The 261-nt window shown below is 55.9% G+C and carries 1 protein-coding gene; it reads left to right on the top strand.

Features of this window, described 5'->3' with window-relative positions; translation table 11 throughout:
- A partial coding sequence (locus AC1RPG_RS08845; protein ID WP_481762615.1) for a hypothetical protein occupies window positions 1-261 on the top strand: 261 nt, incomplete at both ends.

The raw sequence follows: 261 nt of genomic DNA on the forward strand, positions 1-261 counted from the left end.
GCTTTTCAAGTTTCCGGAAAAGAAGTGGGTGACGCTGCGGCTCTACGGTGACGTTCACTCGTATGCAACTGCATGGGTCAAGACCAAGACGAAGGATGGCAAGTCCACGAAGTTCCCGGTCGATCTGCCGTCGTATGACCCGGAAACGCAGCAGTTTGACAGTACGAAGTACGACCCGTGGTATGCACACGCGCAGCATGAGAAGGATAGCGGCGTCGAGCGCGACGACCAGCTGATTCAGGTCGGCCGCAAGTTCTACAT

This window comes from Dellaglioa sp. CoH-57-MRSF-18, assembly GCF_056781995.1.